The sequence below is a fragment of the Paenibacillus oralis genome (assembly GCF_003863965.1).
Classification (GTDB): domain Bacteria; phylum Bacillota; class Bacilli; order Paenibacillales; family Paenibacillaceae; genus Fontibacillus; species Fontibacillus oralis.
Genome location: NZ_RRCN01000001.1, coordinates 4,859,959 through 4,879,189, shown reverse-complemented (window position 1 = coordinate 4,879,189; position 19,231 = coordinate 4,859,959). Strand labels below are relative to the sequence as shown.

The 19,231-nt window shown below is 51.1% G+C and carries 24 protein-coding genes; 2 read left to right on the top strand and 22 right to left on the bottom strand.

Translation table 11 applies throughout. The features are described 5' to 3' along the window. Positions 1–401: 401 nt before the first annotated feature. The 7 genes from EHV15_RS21765 to EHV15_RS21735 form a co-directional block, all read right to left on the bottom strand. Positions 402–935, bottom strand: a complete 534-nt coding sequence (locus EHV15_RS21765; protein ID WP_128633059.1) for a GNAT family N-acetyltransferase — start codon at positions 933–935, stop codon at positions 402–404. A gap of 24 nt (positions 936–959) precedes the next feature. Next, entirely contained in the window at positions 960–1,277 is a 318-nt protein-coding gene (locus EHV15_RS21760; RefSeq protein WP_128633058.1) for a hypothetical protein, read from the bottom strand. After that, positions 1,277–1,780, bottom strand: a complete 504-nt coding sequence (locus tag EHV15_RS21755; protein WP_128633057.1) for a GNAT family N-acetyltransferase — start codon at positions 1,778–1,780, stop codon at positions 1,277–1,279. The genes EHV15_RS21760 and EHV15_RS21755 overlap by 1 nt, the downstream gene beginning before the upstream one ends. A gap of 149 nt (positions 1,781–1,929) precedes the next feature. After that, on the bottom strand, positions 1,930–2,502 hold the full coding sequence (locus EHV15_RS21750; protein WP_281281726.1) for a class I SAM-dependent methyltransferase: 573 nt from the start codon (positions 2,500–2,502) through the stop codon (positions 1,930–1,932). 71 nt (positions 2,503–2,573) lie between these two features. After that, positions 2,574–3,092, bottom strand: coding sequence for an HXXEE domain-containing protein (locus EHV15_RS21745; protein WP_128633055.1), 519 nt, complete (start codon positions 3,090–3,092; stop codon positions 2,574–2,576). A gap of 129 nt (positions 3,093–3,221) precedes the next feature. Then, the gene (locus tag EHV15_RS21740) at positions 3,222–4,703 is read right to left on the bottom strand and encodes an amino acid permease (RefSeq protein ID WP_128633054.1); all 1,482 of its coding nucleotides are present in this window, start codon (positions 4,701–4,703) and stop codon (positions 3,222–3,224) included. An 87-nt stretch (positions 4,704–4,790) separates the two neighbouring features. After that, positions 4,791–5,726, bottom strand: coding sequence for a LysR family transcriptional regulator (locus EHV15_RS21735; RefSeq protein WP_128633053.1), 936 nt, complete (start codon positions 5,724–5,726; stop codon positions 4,791–4,793). A gap of 108 nt (positions 5,727–5,834) precedes the next feature. Between EHV15_RS21735 and EHV15_RS21730 the strand changes: the two genes are divergently transcribed. Continuing rightward, complete coding sequence (locus EHV15_RS21730) at positions 5,835–7,130, top strand: APC family permease (protein ID WP_425464442.1); 1,296 nt, start codon at positions 5,835–5,837, stop codon at positions 7,128–7,130. A 71-nt stretch (positions 7,131–7,201) separates the two neighbouring features. Here the strand turns inward: EHV15_RS21730 and EHV15_RS21725 are convergent, their stop codons facing one another. The 13 genes from EHV15_RS21725 to EHV15_RS21665 all read right to left on the bottom strand — a co-directional run bounded on the left by EHV15_RS21725 (position 7,202) and on the right by EHV15_RS21665 (position 16,242). Continuing rightward, positions 7,202–7,624: an NUDIX hydrolase gene (locus EHV15_RS21725; RefSeq protein ID WP_128633051.1), complete on the bottom strand. Its 423-nt coding sequence runs from the start codon at positions 7,622–7,624 to the stop codon at positions 7,202–7,204. Positions 7,625–8,105: 481 nt separating this feature from the next. Next, entirely contained in the window at positions 8,106–8,612 is a 507-nt protein-coding gene (locus EHV15_RS21720; RefSeq protein WP_128633050.1) for a GNAT family N-acetyltransferase, read from the bottom strand. Positions 8,613–8,616: 4 nt separating this feature from the next. Then, positions 8,617–9,123, bottom strand: a complete 507-nt coding sequence (locus tag EHV15_RS21715; RefSeq protein ID WP_128633049.1) for a GNAT family N-acetyltransferase — start codon at positions 9,121–9,123, stop codon at positions 8,617–8,619. A 63-nt stretch (positions 9,124–9,186) separates the two neighbouring features. Further along, complete coding sequence (locus tag EHV15_RS21710; RefSeq protein WP_128633048.1) at positions 9,187–9,708, bottom strand: GNAT family N-acetyltransferase; 522 nt, start codon at positions 9,706–9,708, stop codon at positions 9,187–9,189. Positions 9,709–9,745: 37 nt separating this feature from the next. Beyond that, positions 9,746–9,919, bottom strand: coding sequence for a hypothetical protein (locus EHV15_RS36625; RefSeq protein ID WP_178075927.1), 174 nt, complete (start codon positions 9,917–9,919; stop codon positions 9,746–9,748). Between the two features lie 382 nt (positions 9,920–10,301). Next, positions 10,302–11,000, bottom strand: coding sequence for a YjjG family noncanonical pyrimidine nucleotidase (locus EHV15_RS21705; RefSeq protein WP_128633047.1), 699 nt, complete (start codon positions 10,998–11,000; stop codon positions 10,302–10,304). Continuing rightward, a complete protein-coding gene (locus EHV15_RS21700; RefSeq protein ID WP_128633046.1) occupies positions 10,997–11,917 on the bottom strand; it encodes an AraC family transcriptional regulator in 921 nt (306 codons plus the stop codon). Before EHV15_RS21700 ends, EHV15_RS21705 begins: the two co-directional genes overlap by 4 nt. Beyond that, complete coding sequence (locus EHV15_RS21695; protein ID WP_128633045.1) at positions 11,914–12,795, bottom strand: pentapeptide repeat-containing protein; 882 nt, start codon at positions 12,793–12,795, stop codon at positions 11,914–11,916. The genes EHV15_RS21700 and EHV15_RS21695 overlap by 4 nt, the downstream gene beginning before the upstream one ends. Positions 12,796–12,825: 30 nt before the next feature. After that, positions 12,826–13,557 carry an SDR family NAD(P)-dependent oxidoreductase gene (locus EHV15_RS21690; RefSeq protein ID WP_128633044.1) on the bottom strand — a complete coding sequence of 244 codons (732 nt, stop codon included), beginning with the start codon at positions 13,555–13,557 and terminating at the stop codon, positions 12,826–12,828. Between the two features lie 41 nt (positions 13,558–13,598). Continuing rightward, positions 13,599–14,114: a DinB family protein gene (locus tag EHV15_RS21685; protein ID WP_128633043.1), complete on the bottom strand. Its 516-nt coding sequence runs from the start codon at positions 14,112–14,114 to the stop codon at positions 13,599–13,601. Between the two features lie 24 nt (positions 14,115–14,138). Continuing rightward, positions 14,139–14,651 (bottom strand): GNAT family N-acetyltransferase, encoded by a 513-nt coding sequence (locus EHV15_RS21680; RefSeq protein ID WP_128633042.1) that lies wholly within the window; start codon positions 14,649–14,651, stop codon positions 14,139–14,141. 1 nt (position 14,652) lies between these two features. Further along, entirely contained in the window at positions 14,653–15,555 is a 903-nt protein-coding gene (locus tag EHV15_RS38085; RefSeq protein WP_342774029.1) for a GNAT family N-acetyltransferase, read from the bottom strand. Positions 15,556–15,681: 126 nt separating this feature from the next. Next, complete coding sequence (locus tag EHV15_RS21665; RefSeq protein WP_128633041.1) at positions 15,682–16,242, bottom strand: DEAD/DEAH box helicase family protein; 561 nt, start codon at positions 16,240–16,242, stop codon at positions 15,682–15,684. A gap of 188 nt (positions 16,243–16,430) precedes the next feature. Between EHV15_RS21665 and EHV15_RS21660 the strand changes: the two genes are divergently transcribed. Beyond that, entirely contained in the window at positions 16,431–17,678 is a 1,248-nt protein-coding gene (locus EHV15_RS21660; RefSeq protein ID WP_128635467.1) for an RICIN domain-containing protein, read from the top strand. 110 nt (positions 17,679–17,788) lie between these two features. Here EHV15_RS21660 and EHV15_RS21655 read toward each other — a convergent pair whose 3' ends face one another. Next, positions 17,789–18,601 carry a GNAT family N-acetyltransferase gene (locus EHV15_RS21655; protein WP_128633040.1) on the bottom strand — a complete coding sequence of 271 codons (813 nt, stop codon included), beginning with the start codon at positions 18,599–18,601 and terminating at the stop codon, positions 17,789–17,791. 33 nt (positions 18,602–18,634) lie between these two features. Next, complete coding sequence (locus EHV15_RS21650; RefSeq protein ID WP_128633039.1) at positions 18,635–19,195, bottom strand: GNAT family N-acetyltransferase; 561 nt, start codon at positions 19,193–19,195, stop codon at positions 18,635–18,637. Between the last annotated feature and the right edge of the window lie 36 nt (positions 19,196–19,231).

Here is a 19,231-nt window from a genome sequence, read left to right as displayed (position 1 = left end):
ATGTAAGCACTTCCAACTCCCTGTTTCTATTGTAAACAGGGGCCGGGGCAAGGGTAAGGTTTCAGATTTCGTATCAGGGGCTTATTTTTCGGTTAAGAAAACATCGCCGCTGGCGAGGTCCTTCGCCGTGCAATCCCATACCTTGGATGCGCGGGAGGTTCTAACGGACACCAGCGACCTTATCCGCCCATTTCCCGGGTATTTCCCAGTCTAACGGACAGAGGCGACCCTATTTCGCTCTAAACCAGTTTATCCAGCACGATTTGAGGTAAATAAGGGCTTCTGTGTCCGTTACATTTTGCAAACCCCCGTTTTTTCGAAAATAACGCCTCTGGTGTCCCTTAGCCTCTTAAAAAAAAATGACGACCGGAACTCTCTCCGTGTCGTCATTCTCTAGTTTCCTATTGTTCTTCCGCCAGCACGCTCATGATGATCAAATCGCGGTATCCCCCATTTTTGAACTCTTTTTGCCTTAGCCGCCCTTCTTCCTTAAAGCCGCAGCTAAGATAACAACGGTAAGCCCGTTCGTTAAAATCAAGAACCTCCAGCTCCAGCCGGTTCAGGTTCAGCCGTTCGAACACGAACCGTTTCATCAGTTCGATTGCTTCCCGGCCATACCCTTGTCCAAGCAGTTCCTTGCGTCCGATGACGATGCCAAGCACGGCCGAACGGTTTTGCCAGTCGATTTTATGCAGATCGATTTGACCGATGTACTCCAGCGTATTTTTTTCCGCAATGATAAAGCCTTTGCTCCCGGTCTTCCCTTCCATCGTCATTTTGAGGAAAGACTCGCTCTCATGAAGCGTGTGCGGAAACGTAAAAATACCGCTCAGCGTGCCGGTAATTTCCTCATCGTTCACCCATTGCCGAATATAAGGCAGGTCCTCTATCCGGTACTCCCTTAACGTGATCCGGTTTCCGTGAATATGCGGCATCCTCCAAACCTTCTTCCTTCCCGATCATTGAGAAAATTTGGCGTAGATCATAATTCCAATATAAGGGATCACCCACAGCAGGGGAAGCATATTCCACCAAACCGAGCGCTTCCCTTTGCCTTTGGCGAAAAAATACCAGCTGAATATAAGGGCAAGCAGCAGTCCGCCAGGATAGGCTTCAAGGTAATATAAAAAGAGCCTCATTCCCCTGTCGCCAGCCGAGCCGGGCGAATCGAACAGAAACGCGGAAATGCCCAGCACGACGAGCCAAACGGCCAAAAACAACACGTATACGATCTGCGACAAAATGAGAAAAAGCATCGTTTTCCGCTTGGTCATCATCAAATTTTCTTAACGTATTTGGCCAACGTCATGCGGTAACCGAATTCCACTTTTTCGCTTTCTTCGGTAAATTCAAACCCGTTTGATTTATAAAATAAAGTGCCGATTCCATTTTCCCGTTCGCACCAAGCAAATATGTCTTTGAGGGAAGCATTGAGACGGATCAATTCACCAAGCAACGCCTTGCCGATTCCTTTCCTTTGATGTTCTTTCAAAATATACAATCGGGTCAGCTCGCTTTCCCCGTTCACGGGATCGCCCAATTGCCCGAATCCGACAATTTCTCCATCCAGCTCAGCAACCAAAAACTTTCGGGCCGGGTCCGCTTCATCCCGGGTGATGCTGTGCTCCAGGCTGCTTTTCGAATAGGCGTGATTCAGAAAAGTGGCGATAAAATGCTCCGGATAAATCGTTTCATAAGTGCTGTTCCACGTTTCGACCGCAACCTCGCGAATCCCGTCGATGTCGTTAAGCCGTGCCGGACGGATCTGCAATGCCTCCATCTGCTTCAATCCTTTCTCTGTAAATAACTTGACCCAGCCAATAGATAAGCCTATCTCCAGCCGGGTCGTTGCTCCTTACGCCTCAACATATGTTTACAAAACTATGATACACTGCCGCCTAAGGTAAACGCTACCCCAAACCGATGAAATCAATTAAACATTCTCACAATGTAATCAACGAAACCTTGCCTGATTTTTTCACCTTCATAAATGCGTTCAAGCACTCTGTCTTCTTTGTATAAAATTTCCATATCATGAAACAAACTGTCGGGTTCCTGCGGATCGTAATAGGAATGAATCACTGGCAAGTCATCGTCAAATTGCTCATATTGATGATTTCCCAGATGAGGACCTTGACCGCAGCGGAAATCATTCGTTGTGAGAAAGTTAACGAACATAAGGCCCCCGGGCATCAACACCCGCTTCATTTCCTTCAAAGCTTGTTCGACATCCTTTTTTCGCATATGAAAAATCGTGTTATAGGAATAAACGAACCCCATCGAAGCATCCGCAAAATCCAACCGTCTCATATCCCCCTGGCGGATGTTCAACTCCAGCCCTCTTTGTTTGGCGTATTCGCCGGCAATTTCGCATTGCTTCGGGTCAGCATCTATGCCGTAAGTCTCGTAGCCATAGGAGCGGAACAAACTTAAGGGCGGCATATCGCCGCCTGCCCCGCAATCCAGTATTCGTCTTGGCATTTCCGTTTCCTGACAGTACATTAAAAATCGGTATAAGGGAATTTGTTTGATAATATCCTGCATTTTTTAAAAGGCCTCCTCATGGACTTCTTCTATTTCACTATCCTTCTTCCTAACTCATGCCCAAGCAGAACGCATGGGGCCAGGATGAACCCGACGGGGACGCTTAACAAAATCTCCCCCCAGGTTACCCATTTTTCGGCGAGCAGCCGAGAAAAGAGATAAATGGTATAGGGAAGCACGACCAGCACCGCGGTTACGACGCCTGGCGTGTATCTTTTCAAATAAAGGGACTGTCCGAGATGCGTAAACACATGTAATAAGAATAGGGTGTTAAACGCCAAAAACATAAAAAAGCGGCCCTTCTCCGCAGCCATGTACGTAAAGGGAATAAAGATGATGAATTCCATAAGGACCGCCACGGCAAATTGGCTGCTGGTCAACCGCGACATTTTTTCGAACGTCGGCCTAATGCCGGCTGGAATCAAAGGGGCAACCTGGCGTGCATTTCTTTTCATCCACGGCTCCACCCAAATAATTTCTTCCAAATCATGAATGACAAAAGCGACGATAAACAACCATACCAATGTCTGAAGACTCATCGCCTCCATATGTAGGACCCCTTCCTTGGTCAAAAAAAAGCTGCAAAGCCATAGTACGACACCTACTATATCATTTGCAGCTGCATTGTTCTATGAGATTGTTGCTATACATTGGAAACTGACGGTTTAGGCGGGCGGTTACTTCGGTTCATCCGGATGTTTGCCGAAAGGCTGAGCCGGGTTTACGACTTCTTCGGCGGCTTCCATTTGCGCCAGCGGCATACGAATTCGGCCTGCTCGATCCGGGGCGTTGCCCGTGTATTTCCTCAAGCCCAGTGCACGCCGTCCCGCAAGTCTCCTTTTCAGGTAATACGTTCCCGAGAGCAAAGCAACCAGGACGAGGCCTATGACGAGGCCCGTGCCTTGTCCGGGAATAAACGGCATGCTGACGATAATCGCGATCATGGCGATCAGCCCCGCCCAGGAAGTATAGGGATATCCGGGAAGCTGGCAGGCGGCCTCCGGGGAACAAGGGGTGTGCCGGCGCCACTTATAGTGGGAAGCAAGGATCACGAAATAGGAAAACAGGAGCGAAAATCCCCCCAGGCTGAGCAGGAACAAATAAACCTGCTGCGGCAGCAGGTAGCCGAGACCTAAACCGGCCAGCATGGCCGCACCCGAAAACAGAATCCCCCGGTAAGGAACATCCGTTTTGTCTTTTAACCAATTTGGAGCGTGTCCCTCCGCCGCCAGGGACCGAATCATCCGGCCAAGCCCGAACATCGCGGCCAGCATGGTGGACAAAATCGCGGTGATCATGACGATATTCATCAGCGTGCTGGCCCAGCCCATTCCCCAGCGGGTCAAGGCAAGCACGAGCGGGCTTTCGTCGGCGAGGATCCCCCCGGTCGGAAACAGCGGCAAAATCACCGCGATCGCCGCGACGTAAAGCCCGATCAGGCTGATCAATGTCAGGTTAATGGCGCGCGGGATCGTTTCTCGCGGATTGCGCACCTCTGAGGCGGCCAGCCCAATCACTTCAAAACCGGCATAGGTCAGAATGACCGTGAGCATACTGCCGGCGATTCCCGCGATCCCTCCGGGAAGCCACGGTTCGGAGCGCAACTCGCCGGCCCCGACGGCGGGAGTGCCGGGCATCAGGCCCGCTATGATCGCGAGGCCGATTGCGATAAAGCCGGCAATGGCGATCAGCTTGATCGCCGCCAGCCCGCTTTCCAGCTTGCTTAAATATTTGGCGCCCAACAAATTGAGCAGCGTAACGGCAACAATGATCACCGTCCCGGTAAATCCCGGGGAAAGATTGGGAAACCACACCCGCAGGAACGTTGAAGCCGCGATCGATTCGCTGGACATCGCAAAAATCAACCCGATCCAGTACACCCAGCCGGTGACAAACCCGGCCCCCGCCCCGAAACTTCTTTCGGCATAGGTCCGGAAAGAACCGGAGACCGGATCGGCTACCGTCATTTCCGATAAAGCATACAAAATAATATAAACCAATGCACCGCCGATGATATAAGCAATGAGAATTGAAGGCCCCGCCGCTTTGATTCCCACCCCCGAACCGAGGAAAAAAGAACCTCCGACCACCGTGCCAAGCGCCATCATCGTTAAATGAAAGGTCGATATGCCGGCCTTAACTTCACCCGTTTTTGCCATGATAACTCCCTCCAGCATCTGACTTAAGGATCACTGGAAGTATTTGCGTATTGCGGTAAAAGTATGTTAGTGGCCGGACCCGAAATGTTACGCGCCTCTTTTTGCCGTCTTGACGTCCTTTTCTCCCTCGCTCCGCCACCGCTTTGCGTACGACTGGATTAAATCCAAAAACTCCGCAAGCGCCGGGGACCTCCACTTTTTTTGATGATAGGCTAGCTGTGTGGCCACGCGCTGCGATTCGTCGTCCCAGTTCAGCTTGACCAGTTTTCCCTCACGCAGCTCGCCGCGGACGGCAATCAGCGGCAGGAACGACAAACCCAGGCCGGAAATGACGCACTGCTTGATCGCTTCAATGCTCCAAAACTCGAGGTTCGGGTCGGGAAAAACGCCATGGCTGTTCAAATAATGCTCAAACAACGTCCGATAGGAGCAGCCGCTTTCGGTATGCAAAATCGTTTGATCTTTCAGGTCCGCAGGCTGGACCTCCTTCTTCGTTTGCAAAGGATGATCGGCCGGCGCCACCAGGGCCATCGGCTCCTGGACAAGCGTCTCGATATGCAGGTCCCGGTCCTCCACCTCCGGCTGCAGCAGAAAAGCGACATCGAGTTCACCCGAGCGCACCCGCTCCCTTAATTCCATGCATTGTCCCGGCTGCAAAACGATCTGCACCTCCGGGTACCGGAGGCGGAAATCGCGAATAATCTCCGGCAAGCGAAAAGCGGCCAGCGATTCGGGTGCACCGATTTTCAGGGAACCGGACACCTCCGCCTCCGCATGCAGAGCGTCCTTGGCCATGGAGTGGATTTTGGCGATCTCCTGCGCATACGGCAGCAGCCGGCGCCCGGCATCGGTCAGGATGATTTTTTTGCCGATCCGGTCGAACAAAGGCAGGCCCAGTTCGGACTCCAGCGCCTGGATTTGCGCCGTAATGCTGGATTGCGCATAGTCCAGCTTTTGCGCGGCGCGGGTAAAACTGCCGGCTTCCACCACGGTCAAAAACGTAAATAAATGGCGGGATTCCATCGCTCAAATCTCCTTCCATCGAAAAATCGAATAGATAAAATTCAATAATTCTGTTTTTCCTATGAATCGATTATCTGATACGCTAGATAAAAACGCAAGGAAAGCAGGATGACTTCAATGCACGAAAACGCAAACTCACCAAAACTCAAGCAGGGCATCGGCCTGCCGCAGGCCATCGCCCTTTATATCGGCTCCGTGCTGGGCTCGGGCGTGCTGATCGTTCCCGGACTGGCGGCCGAGCTGGCCGGACCGGCCTCGCTGCTGGCCTGGGGCTTCATGGTCTTGCTGATTCTGCCGATGGCTTTGTCCATGGGCTTGCTGTCCGCCAAATATCCGAACGCCGGAGGCGTCTCCCACTTCGTTACGCTCGCTTACGGCAAGCGGGCCGGGACGCTGGTCGGCTGGTTTTTTCTGATGTCGGTGCCGATCGGAGCGCCCGTGGCCGCCCTGACCGGAGCCGGCTATCTGACCGCCGCGCTGGGCTGGGGCGAAGGGGCCAAAATCGCCGTAGCCGCGGCCATGCTGGCCGCAGCGCTGCTCACCAACTGGATCGGCATGCAGCTTGCCGGCAAAATCCAAATCGCCGTCGTGATCGCGATCGCGGCCGTGCTGGTATTTTCTTTTGCGGCGGCGATGCCGCAGATAGAAAGCGCCCACTTTACCCCGTTTTTGCCGCATGGCTGGCTTAGCGTCGGTCAAGCGGCTTCCATGCTGTTCTGGTGTTTTATCGGCTGGGAAGCGGTGTCGCATATGTCCGAGGAGTTTAAGGATCCGCAAAAAGCGGCGATCAAAGGCGTGACCGCCGCCGCGATCATCGTGGGGATTTTGTACTTCCTGTCCGCGCTGGCCACGGTCGGCACACAAAGCTATTTAAAGGGCGGTTCGGATTCCTCGATGGTGTGGATCATCAGCCAGCCGCTTGGCGCTTGGGGCGGAATTGTCGCCGGGGTGACCGGGTTGTTCATTTGCATGGCCGGCATGATCGCATACACCGGCGCGGCCGCCCGTGTCGCTTACGCGATGGCGCGGGAAGGGAACGCGCCCAAATGGTGGCGCGGCCTTTCGCCCCGGTTTCATACGCCGGTTGGAGCGCTGATCTTCCTCACCTTCTGCTTTGCGGTGGTGATCCTGCTTTACGGCAGCGGCGCGCTTTCTTTGGCCACGCTGATCCAGTTCCCGAACGCCACGTTTATTTTGACGTATATGGGCGGGTGTGCGGCCGGCATCAAACTTCTCAAGGGAAGCCGCAGCGGCGTTATCATCAGCTGGATTTCCTTTATCGCTACGGCCGTCGTCTTTCCGTTCACCGGCTGGGCGATGCTGTATCCGCTATTCATCGCGCTGCTGTTCCTGGTCATCGGGCTGCGGATCGGCCGGCGTAAAGAAACTTCATTGGAGCACTAGGACTGAAAAAGGCCTCCCGGCGATGGCGTGATGACCATCCCGGCAGGCCTTTTTTCTCATATCGGGGCTGCTTAAATTTTGCCCTCATCAAAATAAACAACCTCCACGCCTTTGGCGACAATGGAGCTGATTCCTTCCGGATAATAAGGCATCAGCTCATCCGCCTGCTTCACGTCGACCCAGGCGATGTCCAATATTTCCTCCGGCCGGGTAATTTCCTGAGTGCCGCCCTTAATTTCAGCGCGGAAGGTCAGCAGCACGACATGCTCCATTTTTTCCGTATGCACGAATTCATTGACCGCGACAACGCCAAACACGTCAACATCCAGCCCGGTTTCTTCCTTCGCTTCCCGGACCGCCGCCACCTGGAGCGTTTCACCCGCTTCCACCGTACCTCCCGGCAGGGTCCAGGTTTCATTTTCATTTTTCACCATCAGAACCTGCGTCTTCGCCTCGTTTGTGATCAGCAGGTACACAACATCCGTTCGTTTCATTAAACAGGCCAACTTTCCTCGGATTTATGAGCAACCTAGAAATCGGTATTTGACCGCCGGCTACTGGAAGGATCAATCATAGGCTCCTGGAACGATGAATCATAGGCTACTGGAACGAAAACCGTTGGCTACCTGAACGACCAACCATCTGCCTTCAAATTAGCGGCACTTTATGGACTTATTTTCCGGAGCCAGGCCTGTTCATCCCAATTAGCGGCATTTTTTGTCCTTATTTTCCTAGGAATAGTCCAGAATGCGGGCATTTTCTTGCGATCGGGGAAAATAGCGACATAAATTTCCTCTATTTCGCTTGGAATAGGGAGTATCACCGGAATAACGCCCTTATTTGTCCTTATGTTTCTCGTTGGTGTTTCTCAGGCAGCACTTCATGCTTACATTCCGGGCAAACATCGTCAATCAGTACCACCCGCTCTCCACACCACGGACATTGAATCATGGGAGCCTCCTTCCGGGGAATCAGCTAAAACGTCTTGCCCATATAATACTCGTCGACGTATTTGCCGTCCATCCAAATGGAATTCTTTTTCGTCCCTTCAATTTCAAACCCCATTTTTTTATACAGCGCAATGGCAGTCTCATTCGGTACCATGACCGTAAGTTCGAACTTGGTGATGCCGGAGGCGGAATGAGTCCGCCAAGCCTCGGCGGCTTGAAAAAGAGCAGTTCCAACGCCTTTTCCCTTGTAGTCCTTCAAAATGCCGATCACGATATGACCTAGGTGTTTTATCTTGTTGGCGCCTCCTCCATTCACCGCAAGATACCCGACCAACTCACCGTTCTCTTCAGCCAAGATCATCGTGGAATTGGGCGATTCGATAATCGAACGAATCCGTTCTTGGTGCGCCTCGGCGGACGTTTTGCGTTCTCCCGGTTCCAACAGCATAAATTTCGTTTCCTGATCCAACTTCAAACATAAGTTCAAATGCCGCTCGGCGTCCTCTTCCCTGATTTCTCGATATGTAATCATTTGTTTAATCCTCCATTAATGTAACCCGGTAATGATAAATATGCTGCAGTCCTTTGGGTCCCATTTTGGTTAAACCGCGATCTTCAAAGCCTACTTTAGAGTAAAGCTTTTGCGCGGCGTAGTTTCGATGGTTGACGGCCAATACAATCTCATCCGCTTCGGGAAAATGCTCCCGCACGAACAAAGGCAACTGCAGCATTGCCGCTTTGGCGTATCCTTTTCCCTGGTGCTTGAAATCGACTGATAATGCGCGCAGCACCAGCGCCCGGGGATTTCCGACCAGAGGGACGAAATCGGAATTCCGATGCAGCACGAAAAATCCGGCCAGCGTTGTCCCGCCCGCCAAAATAACTACCGGATAGCGGTCAGGGTCGTTTACGGACATGTCCAGCGCCTCAGAGGGCAGGGCGGTAAATTCGGCCTGATTTTCGGGAAGCTCGAAGCGTTCTAGCGCCTCAAGGTATTTTTCATCGTAAAAGCTAAGACTGATCTGTTGTTTTGATAGGTTCATATTCAACTCCGTTTGGCTCCACTTTGATTTGAACGGATGTAGCACGTTCCCAATAATTATACGCTATTTAAAGGAGTTTGAACTCAACGCAAACGTCTGGGCCAGCAGTTCGTGAACTCCGGGCAGGCCTTCGATTTCCACGCTTTCGGCGGTTTCCGTATAAATGATTGAATGCCGCTTGTAAAAACTCCGCCAAAACGCTACGGCTGCGGCATTGTTCTTAAGCTGCTCCACCCTCACCCGTCCCGACAACCGCCCCATAACTTCCGCCACCGCCGTTTGCGCCACCTGCCGGCCCCGGTATTTTTTCAGCAAAAACAACTCCTGCACCGTGTAATCGATCCCGTCAGGGACAAACGGCGGCGCACAGACGAGGACAAAACCAACCATCTTGCCGGAATAGTGTATAAAGTAGGGGAACAATTCTTTTCGCTCCAAATACAAATCATTGTTCGACGTATCGAATCTCCCGTCCTCCGCCGGGTCCTCGCCCGTATATTCGGATAAATCATACAAGTACAAGTTATAAAGGTTCAAAAAAAGTTCTTTATGTTCGGGCAAAATTTCCGATATGCTGACATCCATAGGGCGGTCCCTCCTCTATCCTCGATTTTAACGGCGATTACTTTCCCCGCTTTTCGTACAGGTAAATATCCAACGCCTCGATTCCCCGGCGAGCGAGTTTGATGAACAAGACAAGGGCATAGATCCCTAAACAAACAACTACAATATACACCAGCAGCATCAATACAGGTAAAATCCCGAACACACCAAAGCTTGGCCCAACAACATTCATCCTTGGATCACCCTCCATCTAAAGGTTTACTGAATAACTATATTCTCGGTATCTTTCTAAATACCTTTCAGGCGTGCTCCCTCCGAAATCGCACGAAATGCAAAAGTGCAGTTGGATTTGACCAAAATCCCCCGCCCAGGTTGATGAAGTGTAAAAGTGCAGTTCATTTTCGAATAATCTACTAGTTTTTACCATATCACCTTCAAACAGCTGCACTTTTACATCTCATGGGTTCAAATAAGCGAATATTTTGAAAATAAGATGTACTTTTGCATCTGAACCCGCCAAGAGGAGCAACTCTCTAAAAAAACAACCGGCCTGCCCGCAGGAAAGCGGACAGACCGGTCATTTGGAATTCATTATTTGCGTTGCCCCAACTGTCTTACTCCCCCGCAACAAGCTCGTGAATTTGCTCCAGGCGGTGTATCTCATAGGTTGGCCGGACGCCGGAAGCATTTGGCTGCTGCTGCGGATTAAACCAGCAGGTATCGATCCCGTAATCGGAACCGCCCTTGATATCCGAGCTTAACGAATCGCCGACCATCAACACCCGGGTTTTGTCCGTAAGCCGCAGTTTGTCGAACGCATAATCAAAAATGCCCCGCTGCGGCTTATGGTAGCCCGTTTCCTCGGAGACGATAATCGCTTCAAAGCAGCCGGCCAGCTCCGAGCCTTGGATCCGGCTCATTTGCACTTCTTTGATGCCGTTCGTGATGATCGCCAAACGGAGGCCCGAATCGATCAAATCCCGGCAGACCGGAGCGGCGCCTTCCACCAAAAATGAAGCTTTCCCCAGAAACTGCGTGTACAGGCTGCTAAACGGGCTAACTCCGCAGCCAACGGCAAGGTCCAGTTCGCGGAACAGACGTTCAAACCGCTCCGTTCTAAGCTTGTCCTGGCTGATTTTCCCCTGTTCGTATTCGGTCCAAAGCTGTTTATTAATCGTCTTATACGCCTGAGCCACTTCGTCGGTGCAAGTTATCCCTTCATGCTTTAACGCTTCGCTTAACGCAAATGCTTCCGCCTTGGAGAAATCGAGCAGCGTTTCATCCGCGTCAAACAAGATGTGCGTATACTTCAAAAACTAGTCCTCCTCTTTACCGGAACGTACAATTCGATTTTCGCCTTGCCCTCGGGATCGTCCGCGGGATTGTTCATGCTGAATTCCAGACAATCCCTGTCGTCCGGGTCGTATTCACTGCTTGGCAGCCACCCGCCAAAAATACTTTGATACAAAATCGCGAATTTATCCAGCGTATCGTAAAAATAAAACATCGCATAGAGTCCCCCAGGCAGCGTCCTGAACTGCACTTCGGGCGGAGCGTCCTCCCGGTTCAGCGTATCCGGCACGGTTACGCAAGCATCGTAACGGCAGGCGAATTCTTCCGTGGCAGCCGGATCGTCCAGTGAAATTCCGATAAAAGATTGCTCCGGCGGAAACAGCCCGTTTGGGCCCGCCCACTCGCCCAGCTTCGCCCAAGCTTTATACGTCTCCAGATAACTGCCTACATGCCTCACATAAGCCACTTCAAAATCGGGCAATTCCTTCATTATTACGTTCATTTGCCAAACCCTCCTCAAAAAATTACGATTCCTATTTGAATCATACAGGGAGGCAGCGGGTTCAGCTTCCTGGTTATTGCTCAAAGATGATGAAAAATTGCGCTCCTTTTGCCGCTCCCGGCGAACCTCGCTTGGCGTTTTGGCAAAATGCTTCTTGAACGCGGCGTTGAAATTCGAGGCCGATTCAAACCCGCACAACGCGGAAATTTCCAGCACCGTATTATCGGTTTCCAGCAAATAAGCCAGCGCTTGGTTTAATCGCAGACGGTTCATATAAGCGATGGGCGTCACCCCCGTCACCGCGGCGAACACCCGCGAAAAGTGATATTTGGAGAAATGGGATACCTCGGCCAGTTGCTCCAGGTTCAGCTTTTCGCTTAAATTTTGCATCATAAACGCCTTTACGCTTTCGATCCGGTCCAGGTAATCGCTCATGCGCCGATCCCGTTCCAATGGGCCGGACGGACGAATTTCGGCGGCAGCTTGGTGCGCCCGTCGCCCTTTGCCGCATTCAGTTGCATTTGGGTCAAAAAAAGGCAACTCGACAAGTCCGCGCCGCGCAGATCGGCATCGCGCAAATCGGCCCCGATTAGATCGGCCATGCTAAGGTCGGCATCCCTAAGATCGGCGGCGATCAGATAGGCCCCTCTGAGGTTTGCCCCTCGCAGATCCGCGCCTTTGAGCTTGGCGCCGATCAGGTCCGCGCCGCGCCCGTAGGTTTTGCGGCGGCGGCTCGCCGTATTCTTAAGCTCGCGAAGCGCGGCGCTCCGTACCTGCTCACTGGTCTCCAGCAGCAGCGCATTCACCTTCGCGCGCTGTGCCGCCGCATCCGCTTTTTGGAGTTCTGCCGGGCCCAAACGGGTGAGCCGTTCCGTTTCGTCAAAAGCCAAACGGAGCCGCTCATGAAGCGGACCGGCCGGCTCCAGCGCCAACGCTTCGTCCAAATACCAAAGCAGCTCGTGAAGCTGCCACATTACCGGAAACAGCTCATACATCAGCGCCGCGGACTCCGGGGCTTCCCGCCAGCTGATTCCGCCGAAGGTTACCTGCGATATTTTCTGCCCCGCCCCGAAGCAGTCGTAAACCGTGCAGCCCCGATAACCCCGCTGCCGCAGGCTGTCATGGACGCCGCAGCGGAAATCGTCCCGCAGATTGGAGCAGGGCACCCCCGCCGCTTTATCGGCCGCAAAATCCACCGAAGCCGCATAAGGCAGCGCCACGCAACACAGGCCAAAGCAATGCTCGCAGTCGGCTTGCAGATCAGCCCTGCTTCTGCCTTGCGGCCGTTCCTTATGAAGATGCTCTCCAGACATTATTCCAATCTCCCCTCACTATCTTCACGTTTATCTTAAATAGCAGCCGCTATTAATATCAAACGTCGCTCCGGTATAATGCCGTGCTTTATCGGACAACAAAAAGATCACGGTATGGGCCACGTCTTCCGCCGTCAGCGGTTGGTTTACCAATTGATGACTGACATACTCCCGTTTCCGCCATTCCGGAATACGCTCCATCATCGCCGTGTCCACCATGGTGGGCGCGACCGCATTGACGCGGACATAAGGGGCAAAATTCATGGCACAGCTTTTGGTAAGTCCCAAAATAGCCGCCTTCGAAAGTCCATAAACGGCGTCAGAGCTTCCTTCCTGGCCAGAGACGGAAGACATGTTGACGATAACCCCCTGCTTACGCTGTTCAAGCCTTCTTTTTCCAAAAAATTGTGAAAAATACACAGCTCCTTTGACATTCACATCAAGTACGCTATCGATCTCCTCTTGCTTATAGTCCAGGATGCTTTTTCCAAGATAAATTCCCGCGTTATTCACTAACCCGTCGATACTGCTATGCTCTTCGTCCAAAGCCGCAAACAACGAGGCTACTTCTTCATAATGGCTTACATTCACCCTATACGTAAACAAGTTCGGGGAATCGGCAGTCCGCGCCAACTCGCGCAGCCGCTCCTCATTTAAATCGCATGCGATGACGGAGGCTCCTTCCCGTAAACATTGCAGGGTGATTTCTTTTCCGATGCCAGAGGCAGCGCCGGTAACGATAACTTTCCGCGTCGATAACATGAACGTTCTCCTCTTTGTTCAACTTTCCGGGCCTTACTGTTTCACACTTTAGCGTCGATTTTTTCCCGCAAGTTAGCCTCGTTCAGACCGTTTCGGGTAAAAGAAAACTTTCTGCCGGTCGCGGCTTGAACCCGATCCAGCACCTGCCCGAGATGATAGCCGGTATGTTCGGCCAAATGATACAGCTGGTGAATTTGCTCCCGATTGACGGGCAGTTCGCGGCTTAAGTATTTCATCAGCAGCAGCTTCCAATCATCCAGTTGGGCTTCGAACAAAGCAAGCAGTTCTTCCGCCGTCTGCCCGTTGGCCGGAAAGTAATTCTCAAACCCAGGTTTCAATTGCCGCTCTAAATTTTGCAGCCTTAAGCAGCTTCTGGCGATGTGCTCGCACACATGCAAAACGATCCCTCCCAGCGTATTTCCCGCCGGGTAAGGTTCATGCCATAAAATTTCCCGTTCCACCCCTTCCAGGGCGATTTTAAACTTCGGCCAATACATATCACACATCCGGTGATACGTAATTTTCAAAAAAAGTTCCTCAAACTCTCCATGCTCCACGCCGCTCATCTCCCGCAGAATTTTTTAGGACCGCCCGAAATATTCCCGATCCAGCATGCCCATGACAAATAAAGAGTCGTATCGATCATTAACCTTTACGCATTCCCTCAGCTTCCCTTCGATTTGAAAACCAGCCGATTCGTAAACATGCTGCGCCCGCAAATTGAAATCTTTCACGTCAAGCCACAGCCGATGGGCCCCAAGGCCGGTAAAAACCAATGTTTTAACCAATTCCAGCGCTTCTTTTCCGTATCCTTTGCCCTTATCGACGATGACGATTCTCCTCAGTTCAATGTTATGATTGCTGATTTCGATACCAAACAGCATCGCAAATCCAACCGGACGGCGGCTTTTATCCTCGATGACGAGGTGCAGGCAATCCTTTTGATCCAAGGCCTGGAGATGCCGCTCTTTCGTCCAAAGGGTGATGAATTGCCGGTTCTGCGCATCCTGCTCGGCTGCAAGAACGAATTCAATATCCTCGGGTGTCGTTAGCCGCAAATGAAGCTTGTCCGAGACGGGGAAATCGATCTTCATTTTATACCTCCGGCTGCAAAGTTAAGAAGTAGTGATAAAACTCCGTATCCTTGATATATCCTTTTTTTTCGTAAAGCCGTTGGGCCCGCTCATTGGTGATGGCCGTGGACAGCTCCAGTCCTTTGGCGTTTGTCTGCAGCGCATGAGTTCTAGCCGCTTCCAGCAGCAGCTTCCCCGCCCCCTGTTTGCGGTACTCCTCCCGAACGTAAAGATCGTTGAGAACCCACAAACGCTTCATCGATACCGAAGAGAAGGACGGATACAGTTGCGTGAACCCAATCGGCTTTTGATCGGCCCCATCAACGGCGAGAAATACGACAGATTCATTCCGGGACAGCCGTTCCGACAAAAACCGCGTGGCCCCCTCCACATCGGAAGCTTGCTCATAAAAGATACGATACTCGTTAAACAATACAGCCAGTTCCTCCAAATCCTCCGAACCGGCTTGTTTGATTGAAATAGAGGGGTTCATAAGATAATCTCCTTTTTTAATTATCCATTCACAGATTTTATAAATTCCCAAGCCCAGTCCAAAACCTAACGCATTTAAAATAAAATCGTCTACGTCAAAGCTGCCTTTTTTTAATAGAAGCTGGAGCGACTCCAACACAAAAACGCCGGTTATAAAAACGGCCCATGACCTTCTCAGGTTGCCTCGAAAAACGACAGGCAGCAGGATGCCGAACGGAACGAAGACGCCGATATTTCCAATCAAATTGACCAGCCAGATTCCGGACATAAAATCATACGAGCGAAGATAAAGGCCAATCGTGGAAAAAGGCTTGAGATTATACATATACGTACTATGGGACACTCTGCCGAATCCAAAAAGCATCCAGTAGATTAATAGCAGCGAATAACCGATGAGCAAAATGAAGGCCTTGCCGCGCGCGGATCTCAACAATACTTCTCTAATCCCCCTTCAGGCTTCCTGTACAAGCTCCTTCATCTTCGTGCCAAGCTTGATCCGGTCCGGCGTAAAAACATCATAATATTCGGTTTCGTACACGTGGTTTCTCCTATTGTTCCATTATAACCTAAACCTTTCCCGGATGGCCTTTGCGGTTTCTTCTGGACTTAGGAAAGTATTGTTGATTTTTATATAGTTTTCTTTCCGGATCTCGCCTTCGTTAGAGTTCAGCCTGTATTTTTCCATGGTTTTCAACAAATCTTGCTCGGAACGTTTAATGTTTCTTTTCGTAGGTTTATGCTGCAGCCGGTGCGGGTCCTTGTTTCGTTCCAGCCTTGCGGCCAAATCCGCCTCAAGCTCAACCCAATACACCTCCGCGCCCCTGGATTCGAACAAATCGCTGATTTGCCGGACGTAATCCCAATCCTCCTGTAGATTAAACGCCCACACATATGTAAAAATCAACCCGGGAAGATCGCTTTTCGACACTTCTTCAAATATTTCCCGCCGGAATAAGCTGACCAATCTTTTTCCGGCCGGCGTGCCGTAGTCAAAGAACTGGGAAACCAATTCTATGGTCATGTGGTTATGGAACAGTTTTAGTCCCGTGATTTTCGCCAGCTCCTGTCCAACGGTCATCTTGCCCACCGCCTGCGGCCCGAACAAAACGATGAATTTCATAGCTTCCCCTCCTACCTTATTCCCATGATTATACATCCATTTTCTGAATCCTATAAACCTATTTTGGAAAATATGAAAATTTTAGTTGTAAAAATATCATTTCTCACCTTATAATGGAAATGTAATTTTATGATAACGCTGTCATTTAGTGATGTTTTTTGAACAAACTTTAAAAAGGAGTGAAAATGATGTTGAAGCTTGGCAAACCGCTCTACCTGTTTCTGCTGTTTACTCTCATCCTGTCTTTTTTTCCTGCTGCAAATCCCAGCGCTTCCGCCGCAACCGATTGGAAACTCGTTTGGAGCGACGAATTTAACGGCTCCTCGCTGAATACGGCCAACTGGACCGCCGAAATCGGCACCGGCAGCGGAGGCTGGGGGAACAACGAGCTGCAGTATTACACCAACCGGCCGCAGAACCTGCAGGTGACGGGCGGCAATCTGGTCATCACAGCGCAGAAGGAATCCTATGGCGGCATGAATTACACTTCGGCCCGCATCAAAACCCAGGGGCTGAAAAACTTTACTTACGGCAAAGTGGAAGCCAAAATCAAACTTCCCTCCGGACAAGGGCTGTGGCCGGCATTTTGGATGCTGGGTTCCAACATTTCCACGGTCGGCTGGCCTTATTGCGGGGAAATCGATATTATGGAACGGGTCAACCACAATCCGTTCGTAAACGGCACCGTACATTGGGATGCGGGCGGGCATGCGGATTATGGACGGACATCCGGGAACCTGGACTTTTCCCAATATCATACGTACAGCATCGAATGGGACTCCAAATACATTCGCTGGTTCGTGGACGGCAATCAATTCAATGAATTTTATATCGAAAACGGAACCGGGAACACCGAGGAATTCCAAAAGCCGTTTTTCATCTTGCTGAATCTTGCGGTCGGCGGCAATTGGCCCGGAAGTCCGAACGGTTCGACGCCCTTCCCGTCGCAAATGCTGGTTGACTATGTGCGGGTATATCAAGCCTCTGGCAATTCATCCAACATTGAAAGCGGCGCCGTTTATACTTTAACCTCTAAAGCCAGCGGCAAAGTGCTGGACGTGACGGACGTCTCCATGGCGGACGGGGCCAAAATGCAGCAGTGGACCAATTACACCGCAACCAACCAGCGCTTCAAGGTAGAGCATATGGGCAACGGTTATTATAAACTGACGGCGGTGCATAGCGGCAAAGTACTGGATGTGCCGAGCTCAAGCAAGGCCAGCGGCGTGCAGCTGCAGCAGTGGAACGATAACGGAACCGATGCCCAGCGGTGGAAGATCGTCGATGTAGGCGGAGGTTACTATAAGCTGGTTTCCAAAGTCAGCGGCCTGGTCATGGACGTGTCCAGCTCCTCAACGGCGGACGGAGCGGTGGTTCAGCAGTACACCGACAACGGAACGGATGCGCAGAAATGGTTGTTTACGAAAGTGAGCTAGGCGGTACTTGAACCGAACGAAAAACGGGAAGCCCGGGAGCGTTAAGCGGCGGGTTTCCCGTTTTTAGGTGCGTTAAATCGATGAACGCTTCCTTCCTCCCGCCTTCCGTTTTATCGTACGGTCCAGCTTGTTCTGACGTAGGCGGTTTTCATGCCGGCCCGTTCCATGTTTCTGTGACTTTGCGATAAAAAAGCGCACTGGCCGACGGCCAGCTTGCACCCCTGGCGGGATGCCTCCGCGATCCGCCGATGCAACAGCCTTTGCTGCAAGCCACGATTCCGGAATTGCGGCAAAGTGGCCGCAAAAGTGAACGAAGCTATGCTGTCCTTGATATACATCACGCCGGCGGCGGCAGGCTCCTCCTTCACATAGGCCAAATAAAATTTCCAGCCGGGCCTTCCATAAAGCACTTTGTTATTTTCGGCGACGTAAGGTATGCCATCGTCCGATAGCCCGGTTCCCCGGCAATGAATCATGGCATAGGTCATAAACTCGTCTTCCTGAAGTTCTTTAACGGTGATTCCATCCATTTCGTCGATATGGGGAGTTTGGGGCTCGGAAAGGTGTAATGAGGTGTGAAATCCCGACTGAAAAAATCCGCGTTCGGCCAAACGGGCAAGTACATGCTGATCCGCAAACGACGGGACGAGTTCGAATTGAGGTTTCCGCCCTTTTGTTTTGTAAAACTCAATGATCGGGTCGATGAATTCCCCGTCCGCAGCAGTTAATCCTTTTACGGTATTAAAAGAAGGCCAGGGCATGGTCCGGCTGTAGATGCACAAGGCGTTGCCGAACCGGCGGAGTTCAACTCCCTCGGGATTGCCCGGCTTGCTTTGAATGGCCAACATCCGATCATACATATAATCGTTTTCGGATGAAACGATTTGTTGGATTAATGTTTCCGACGGCAATGAGCAGGGCATGGTCCACCTCTTTTATAAATTATTTCTCCCCTTTTAAGGCAGTACGGCGTCCAGATAATGAGAGGTTATCCCATCTTGCAAAATTTCCATATACAATTCGTCGTAAGCTTTGCCGTTAACGAGATAGCTCCGGCTTCTTCTTCCAAAAAGGCGGAACCCGGATTTTTCGTAACACTTGATGGCCGGCTCGTTAAACTCGAAAACCCGAAGCATGATGTTGTTTAAGTTTAGTATTTTAAAGCCGTATTCGCACAGCAGCTTGATGGCTTCCGCCCCGTAGCCCATACCTCTATACCGATCTTCGCCGACAAAAATACCGAGTTCCGCGACTCTTCGAATCTGATCGATGGCAAACAAAGAACAATTCCCGATCAGTTCGTCATTATTTTTCAACACAATCGCAAAATTTTGCCCTTCCCGGGCTATATTTTCGAGTACGCTTTTTTCCCGCGGCAAACTGAACACTTCGGCGGGAGAACCTATTTTCAAAGACAAAGATAAGTTATTGATCCACTTTGTGTATATTTCTATATCCTCCGGATTTACCGGGGACAAATACAGCCTGTCCGCTTCCATTTTTTTAAAATATTTCATCCATTATCGCTCCTTATTTAAGTTGATCGTATGCCT

Excerpts from the sequence above, each read along its gene's own strand:
- EHV15_RS21725 (WP_128633051.1), bottom strand. The coding sequence starts at position 7,624 with ATGAAACGAACGGATGTTGTGTACCTGCTGATCACAAACGAGGCGAAG.
- EHV15_RS21730 (WP_425464442.1), top strand. The coding sequence starts at position 5,835 with ATGACTTCAATGCACGAAAACGCAAACTCACCAAAACTCAAGCAGGGC.
- EHV15_RS21735 (WP_128633053.1), bottom strand. The coding sequence starts at position 5,726 with ATGGAATCCCGCCATTTATTTACGTTTTTGACCGTGGTGGAAGCCGGC.
- EHV15_RS21715 (WP_128633049.1), bottom strand. The coding sequence starts at position 9,123 with ATGAACCTATCAAAACAACAGATCAGTCTTAGCTTTTACGATGAAAAA.
- EHV15_RS21650 (WP_128633039.1), bottom strand. The coding sequence starts at position 19,195 with ATGAAATATTTTAAAAAAATGGAAGCGGACAGGCTGTATTTGTCCCCG.
- EHV15_RS21740 (WP_128633054.1), bottom strand. The coding sequence starts at position 4,703 with ATGGCAAAAACGGGTGAAGTTAAGGCCGGCATATCGACCTTTCATTTA.
- EHV15_RS21720 (WP_128633050.1), bottom strand. The coding sequence starts at position 8,612 with ATGATTACATATCGAGAAATCAGGGAAGAGGACGCCGAGCGGCATTTG.
- EHV15_RS21745 (WP_128633055.1), bottom strand. The coding sequence starts at position 3,092 with ATGGAGGCGATGAGTCTTCAGACATTGGTATGGTTGTTTATCGTCGCT.
- EHV15_RS21710 (WP_128633048.1), bottom strand. The coding sequence starts at position 9,708 with ATGGATGTCAGCATATCGGAAATTTTGCCCGAACATAAAGAACTTTTT.
- EHV15_RS21655 (WP_128633040.1), bottom strand. The coding sequence starts at position 18,601 with ATGCCCTGCTCATTGCCGTCGGAAACATTAATCCAACAAATCGTTTCA.
- EHV15_RS21680 (WP_128633042.1), bottom strand. The coding sequence starts at position 14,651 with ATGAAGATCGATTTCCCCGTCTCGGACAAGCTTCATTTGCGGCTAACG.
- EHV15_RS21750 (WP_281281726.1), bottom strand. The coding sequence starts at position 2,502 with ATGTACTGTCAGGAAACGGAAATGCCAAGACGAATACTGGATTGCGGG.
- EHV15_RS36625 (WP_178075927.1), bottom strand. The coding sequence starts at position 9,919 with ATGAATGTTGTTGGGCCAAGCTTTGGTGTGTTCGGGATTTTACCTGTA.
- EHV15_RS21660 (WP_128635467.1), top strand. The coding sequence starts at position 16,431 with ATGTTGAAGCTTGGCAAACCGCTCTACCTGTTTCTGCTGTTTACTCTC.
- EHV15_RS21755 (WP_128633057.1), bottom strand. The coding sequence starts at position 1,780 with ATGGAGGCATTGCAGATCCGTCCGGCACGGCTTAACGACATCGACGGG.
- EHV15_RS21765 (WP_128633059.1), bottom strand. The coding sequence starts at position 935 with ATGCCGCATATTCACGGAAACCGGATCACGTTAAGGGAGTACCGGATA.
- EHV15_RS21700 (WP_128633046.1), bottom strand. The coding sequence starts at position 11,917 with ATGAGCGATTACCTGGACCGGATCGAAAGCGTAAAGGCGTTTATGATG.
- EHV15_RS21690 (WP_128633044.1), bottom strand. The coding sequence starts at position 13,557 with ATGTTATCGACGCGGAAAGTTATCGTTACCGGCGCTGCCTCTGGCATC.
- EHV15_RS21695 (WP_128633045.1), bottom strand. The coding sequence starts at position 12,795 with ATGTCTGGAGAGCATCTTCATAAGGAACGGCCGCAAGGCAGAAGCAGG.
- EHV15_RS21760 (WP_128633058.1), bottom strand. The coding sequence starts at position 1,277 with ATGATGACCAAGCGGAAAACGATGCTTTTTCTCATTTTGTCGCAGATC.
- EHV15_RS21665 (WP_128633041.1), bottom strand. The coding sequence starts at position 16,242 with ATGAAATTCATCGTTTTGTTCGGGCCGCAGGCGGTGGGCAAGATGACC.